Annotated in this window: 6 protein-coding genes; all 6 read left to right on the forward strand. The window is 70.5% G+C overall.

The window, feature by feature from the left end; genetic code table 11:
* On the forward strand, window positions 1-313 hold a 313-nt coding region (locus ACWGI8_RS38305; protein ID WP_453668055.1), incomplete at its 5' end, for a sugar phosphate isomerase/epimerase family protein.
* Window positions 301-927, forward strand: a complete 627-nt coding sequence (locus ACWGI8_RS38310; RefSeq protein ID WP_453668056.1) for an EboA domain-containing protein — start codon at window positions 301-303, stop codon at window positions 925-927. The genes ACWGI8_RS38305 and ACWGI8_RS38310, both read left to right, overlap by 13 nt.
* Window positions 927-1,775: a TatD family hydrolase gene (locus ACWGI8_RS38315; RefSeq protein ID WP_453668057.1), complete on the forward strand. Its 849-nt coding sequence runs from the start codon at window positions 927-929 to the stop codon at window positions 1,773-1,775. The genes ACWGI8_RS38310 and ACWGI8_RS38315 overlap by 1 nt, the downstream gene beginning before the upstream one ends.
* Window positions 1,776-1,788: 13 nt before the next feature.
* A complete protein-coding gene (gene eboE, locus ACWGI8_RS38320; protein ID WP_453668058.1) occupies window positions 1,789-2,958 on the forward strand; it encodes a metabolite traffic protein EboE in 1,170 nt (389 codons plus the stop codon).
* Window positions 2,955-4,364: an alkaline phosphatase family protein gene (locus tag ACWGI8_RS38325; protein ID WP_453668059.1), complete on the forward strand. Its 1,410-nt coding sequence runs from the start codon at window positions 2,955-2,957 to the stop codon at window positions 4,362-4,364. The genes eboE and ACWGI8_RS38325 overlap by 4 nt, the downstream gene beginning before the upstream one ends.
* A gap of 34 nt (window positions 4,365-4,398) precedes the next feature.
* Entirely contained in the window at window positions 4,399-5,433 is a 1,035-nt protein-coding gene (locus ACWGI8_RS38330; RefSeq protein ID WP_453668060.1) for a sugar phosphate isomerase/epimerase family protein, read from the forward strand.
* Window positions 5,434-5,581 lie beyond the last annotated feature (148 nt).

Here is a 5,581-nt window from a genome sequence, read left to right on the forward strand (position 1 = left end):
CTGCCAGTGCCTGGAACCGGCATCCCCCGACGCCTGCGTCAAGCAGGCCGCCCCCTGGCTGCGGCACGTCCAGATCGAGGACATGCGCCGCGGTGTCCACGAACACCTCCCGTTCGGCGACGGCGAGATCGACTTCCCACCCGTCCTCGACGCCCTGGCCGCCACCGGCTACCAGGGCCTGACCGTCGTCGAACTGCCACGCCACTCCCACGCGGGCCCAGAACTCGCCCGCACCTCCATCGAGTTCCTCCGTCCGAACGCCCCGGCTGCGGCACCAGCCCCCACGAACGGAGCACCGGCATGGCGATCCTGACCCGCGAGGAACTCGACACCCGGCTCGGTGGCGCCGCCCGGGCCTGGCTGCACGAAGCCCTCGCCGAAGCCGCCCACACCGCCGCCGCACCCGCCGACGCCACCACCCCCTACGCCGCCCCCGCCTGGGAACTCCGCTTCGCCTCCGCCGGCCGCCACTGCGGTCAGGACCACTCCGACTCCGTACGCACCCTCCTCCTCCGGGAGGCCCACGCCGACGCGGCCACCCTCACCCGCCTCTACCAGCAGGGCACCGCAGCCGAACGCCGCGCTGTGCTCCTCGCCCTGCCGCAGCTCGCGCCCGCCCCCGCCGTCGGTCTCCCCCTCGTCGACGACGCCCTGCGCACCAACGACACCCGGCTCGTCGCCGCCGCCGTCGGCCCCTACGCCGCCGAACACCTCGACCCGCACTCCTGGCGCCATGCCCTCCTGAAGTGTCTGTTCACCGGAGTACCCGTGGACGCCGCCGACGGTCTCGAACGGCGTGCCCGGGGCGACGCGGAACTCGCCCGGATGCTCGGTGACTACGCCGCCGAACGCATCGCCGCAGGCCGCCCCGTACCCGCCGACCTCCACCGCGTCCTCGCCCTGACGTCCCCCACGGAGGAGTCCTGATGCGTATCTTCGACCCGCACATCCACATGACCTCCCGCACCACGGACGACTACCAGGCGATGTACGCCGCGGGCGTCCGTGCCCTCGTCGAACCGTCCTTCTGGCTCGGCCAGCCCCGCACCTCACCCGCCTCCTTCTTCGACTACTTCGACTCCCTCCTCGGCTGGGAACCGTTCCGCGCCGCCCAGTACGGCATCGCCCACCACTGCACCCTCGCCCTCAACCCGAAGGAGGCCAACGACCCCCGCTGCACCCCCGTCCTCGACGCACTGCCCCGCTACCTCGTCAAGGACAACGTCGTCGCCGTCGGCGAAATCGGCTACGACTCGATGACCCCGGCAGAGGACACCGCCCTCGCGGCCCAGCTCCAGCTCGCCGCCGACCACGGACTGCCCGCCCTCGTCCACACCGCACACCGTGACAAGCTTGCCGGCCTGCGCCGCACCGTCGATGTCGTCCGCGAATCCGCACTCGCTCCCGAGCGGGTGCTGCTCGACCACCTCAACGAGACGACGGTGAAGGACGCCGCCGACGCCGGCTGCTGGCTCGGGTTCTCCATCTACCCGGACACCAAGATGGACGAGGACCGGATGGTCACCATCCTCAAGGCCCAGGGGCTGGAACGCGTCCTGGTCAACTCGGCCGCCGACTGGGGCAAGAGCGACCCGCTGAAGACCCGCAGGGTCGCCGACGCCATGCTCGCCGCCGGATTCACCGACGACGACGTCGACCAGGTGCTGTGGCGCAACCCCGTTGCCTTCTACGGCCAGAGCGGCCGCCTCCAGCTGGACGTCCCGGCCGCCGAGGCCCTGCACGAGGGCAACTCCATCCTCCGCGGCGGGGAATGAGGAGGCGACACGCATGCGCTTCCGCCACCCCGACGGCGCCACCGTCCACCTCTCCTACTGCACCAACGTCCACCCGGCCGAGACCCTCGACGGCGTCATCGCCCAGCTCCGCGACCACTGCGAGCCCGTCCGCAAACGCCTCGGGCGTGACCGCCTCGGGATCGGCCTCTGGCTCGCCAAGGACGCTGCCCAGGCATTGATCACCGACCCGGCGGCACTGCGCGGACTGCGCGCCGAACTCGACCGGCGCGGGCTGGAGGTCGTCACCCTCAACGGATTCCCGTATGAGGGATTCGGCGCCGACGAGGTCAAATACCGCGTCTACCGGCCCGACTGGACCGAACCGGAACGGCTCACCCACACCGGAGACCTGGCCCGCCTCCTTGCCACACTGCTGCCCGACGACGTCGGTGAAGGGTCCATCTCCACCCTGCCGCTGGCATGGCGCACCCGCTTCGACGGCCACGCCGCAACCACCGCCCGCACCGCACTGAGCACGCTCGCCGAACGCCTCGACGCGCTCGAAGAACTCACCGGCAAATCCATCCGGATCGCCCTCGAACCCGAACCGGGCTGCACCGTCGAAACCACCGCCGACGCGATCCGCCCCCTCAGCGCCATATCGAGCAGGCGCATCGGCATCTGTGTCGACACCTGCCATCTCGCCACCTCCTTCGAAGAACCCGGTCCCTCCCTCGACGCCCTCACCAGTGCCGGCATCACCATCCCCAAGGCGCAGCTCTCCGCCGCGCTGCATGCCGAACACCCCCACCTCCCCGACGTACGCGACGCCCTCGCGGCCTTCGCCGAACCCCGCTTCCTCCACCAGACCCGCACCCGCACCGCCGCCGGCCTGCGCGGCACCGACGACCTCCACGAGGCCCTGGCCGCCGACACCCTCCCCGACGGTGCCCCCTGGCGTGCCCACTTCCACGTCCCCCTGCACGCGCTGCCCGCCCCTCCGCTCACCTCCACTCTTCCCGTGCTCCAGGACACCCTGGCCCGCCTCGTCGGAGGCCCCGCTCCGCTCACCCGGCACCTCGAGGTCGAGACGTACACCTGGCAGGCACTGCCTGCCGAGCTGCGCCCCCGCAGCCGCACTCAGCTCACCGACGGAATCGCCGCCGAACTCACGCTCGCCCGCGACCTGCTCACCGACCTCGGCCTCAAGGAACTCCCATGAGCGACATCACCCCGGGCGACTCCGCGCCACCCACCCCCCTCCTCGTCCTGGACGTCGTCGGCCTCACCCCCCGGCTCCTGAACCACATGCCCCACCTGAAACGGCTCGCCACGACCGGCTCCCAGGCCCCCCTCGGCACCGTGCTGCCCGCCGTCACCTGCACCGCTCAGTCCACCTTCCTGACGGGCACCCTCCCCTCCGAGCACGGCATCGTCGGCAACGGCTGGTACTTCCGCGAACTCGGCGACGTCCTGCTGTGGCGGCAGCACAACGGCCTCGTCGGCGGCGACAAACTCTGGGACGCCGCCCGCCGCGCCCACCCCGGCTACACCGTCGCCAACATCTGCTGGTGGTACGCCATGGGAGCCGACACCGACATCACCGTCACCCCCCGCCCCGTCTACTACGCCGACGGCCGCAAGGAACCCGACTGCTACACCCGGCCGCCGGCCCTCCATGACGAACTCACCGAGAAACTGGGCACCTTCCCCCTCTTCCACTTCTGGGGACCCGGCGCCGACATCGTCTCCAGCCGCTGGATCATCGACGCCACCCGTCACATCCTCCGCACCCGCAACCCCGACCTCGCGCTCTGCTACCTCCCGCACCTCGACTACGACCTCCAGCGGTTCGGCCCCGACGACCCCCGCTCCCTCCAGGCGGCCGCCGACCTCGACAAGGCCATGGCTCCCCTCCTCGACGACGCGCGAGCCGAGGGCCGCGCCGTCGTCGCCCTTTCCGAGTACGGCATCACCCGTGTCACACGGCATGTCGACATCAACCGCGAACTGCGCCGCGCCGGGCTCCTCGAAGTCCACACGCAGGACGGAATGGAGTACCTCGACGCGATGGCCTCCCGGGCCTTCGCCGTCGCCGACCACCAGCTCGCCCACGTCTACGTACGCCGGCCCGAGGATCTCGACGCCACCCGGGAGGTCCTCGACGGACTTCCCGGCATCGCCGAACTCCTCGGCGACGAAGGCAAGAAGAGCCAAGGCCTGGACCATCCGCGCTCCGGCGAACTCGTCGCCGTCGCCGACCCCGACGCCTGGTTCACGTACTACTACTGGCTCGACGACGACAAGGCACCCGACTTCGCCCAGCTCGTCGAGATCCACCGCAAGCCCGGCTACGACCCCGTCGAGCTGTTCATGGACCCCCAGGACCCGTACGTCCGCGTCAAAGCCGCCACGGCCCTCGCCCGCAAGAAGCTCGGTATGCGCTACCGCATGGCGGTCGTACCGCTCGACCCCTCACCTATTCGCGGCAGCCATGGCCGCCTCCCCACGAGCGATGACACCGACAACGGGCCGCTCATCCTGTGCTCCACCCCCCGCGCCGTAACCGGCCGCGTCGCGGCCACCGATGTGAAGTCCCTGCTGCTTCAACTCGCTGGACTCCACTGAACCAGACGCCACTGACAACGAGGAGTTATCCACAATGAGCCGCACGAGCAGGACCCCCGACCCCGAGCTCAGCCGCAAGCTCAGCAGACGCGGCATGCTCGGTGTCGCCGCCGGAGCCACCGCAGCCGCCCTCCTCGGCACGGCGGCCGCCCCGGCCACCGCCGCCGCCCACGGAAGCGGCCGGGGCCGCCCCGTACTGCCCCCGGGACGGCTCGGCATCCAGCTCTACTCGCTCCGCGACAAGGTCTCCACGCTCGGCTTCGCCGCCGTCTTCGCCGAACTCGAGAAGTACGGCTACGACGAGGTCGAGTACGCCGGCTACACCCAGGGCTCCGCAGGTCCCATCACCCTCGCCGAGCTCCGCCGGCTCACCCGCGACCACGGGCTGCGCGCCATCGGCAGCCACGTCGGCTACTACTCGTCCGACCCGAACGCCTACACCTTTGCCCAGAACCTCGACAAGGTCCTCGACGACGCCCAGGCGCTCGGCCTCAAGCACATCGGCACCGCCTCCGGCCCCTGGCGCTACGGCGCCACCGTCGACGGCTGGAAGCGCTGCGCCGAGGAGTTCAACGAGTACGGCGCCGCCGCCAAGGCCCGCGGCATGAAGTTCTACCAGCACAACCACGCCGAGGAGTTCTCCTTCGCCACCGACAGCCCGGACGTACGCCTCTACGACGTGCTCCTCGCCGAAACCGACCCCGACCTCGTCTACCTCGAGATGGACATCTACTGGGCGTACGCGGGACAGTTCCGCTTCTCCAAGCGTGTCGACGGCACGCCTGCCCCCTTCGACCCCTTGCGCTACGTGCTCAGGCAGCCCGACCGCTATCCGCTGTTCCACGTCAAGGACGGCGAACGCGACGACGCCGCTCGCGACGGCTACCGCATGGTGGACGTCGGGGATGGAGACATCGACTACCAGAGGTTCATCTCGGCCGTGACCCGCACCCGTGGCGGCCGCCTCGACCACCACTGGCAGGCCGAACACGACAGCCCCGTCGAGTCGTTCACGTTCGCCCGCAGGTCGAGCGAGCACCTCCACTCACTGCGGGAAAAGGACTGCTGAGGCACCGCACCGCACGCTTGTGACCCGCCCGTCCGCGAACTGTCGCCGACGGGCGGTCGCGTACCCGCGAACTGTCTCAGGCCGGTCCGCTGCTCACCAGTTACGGGAAAGGTGCATTCCGTACATCATTGACCGTGATCATGCCACG

The sequence above is a fragment of the Streptomyces sp. NPDC054841 genome, from assembly GCF_053611045.1.

Bases quoted from the DNA above. Each gene is read 5' to 3' on its own strand.
- eboE (WP_453668058.1), top strand. From the start codon at position 1,789: ATGCGCTTCCGCCACCCCGACGGCGCCACCGTCCACCTCTCCTACTGC.
- ACWGI8_RS38325 (WP_453668059.1), top strand. From the start codon at position 2,955: ATGAGCGACATCACCCCGGGCGACTCCGCGCCACCCACCCCCCTCCTC.
- ACWGI8_RS38310 (WP_453668056.1), top strand. From the start codon at position 301: ATGGCGATCCTGACCCGCGAGGAACTCGACACCCGGCTCGGTGGCGCC.
- ACWGI8_RS38315 (WP_453668057.1), top strand. From the start codon at position 927: ATGCGTATCTTCGACCCGCACATCCACATGACCTCCCGCACCACGGAC.
- ACWGI8_RS38330 (WP_453668060.1), top strand. From the start codon at position 4,399: ATGAGCCGCACGAGCAGGACCCCCGACCCCGAGCTCAGCCGCAAGCTC.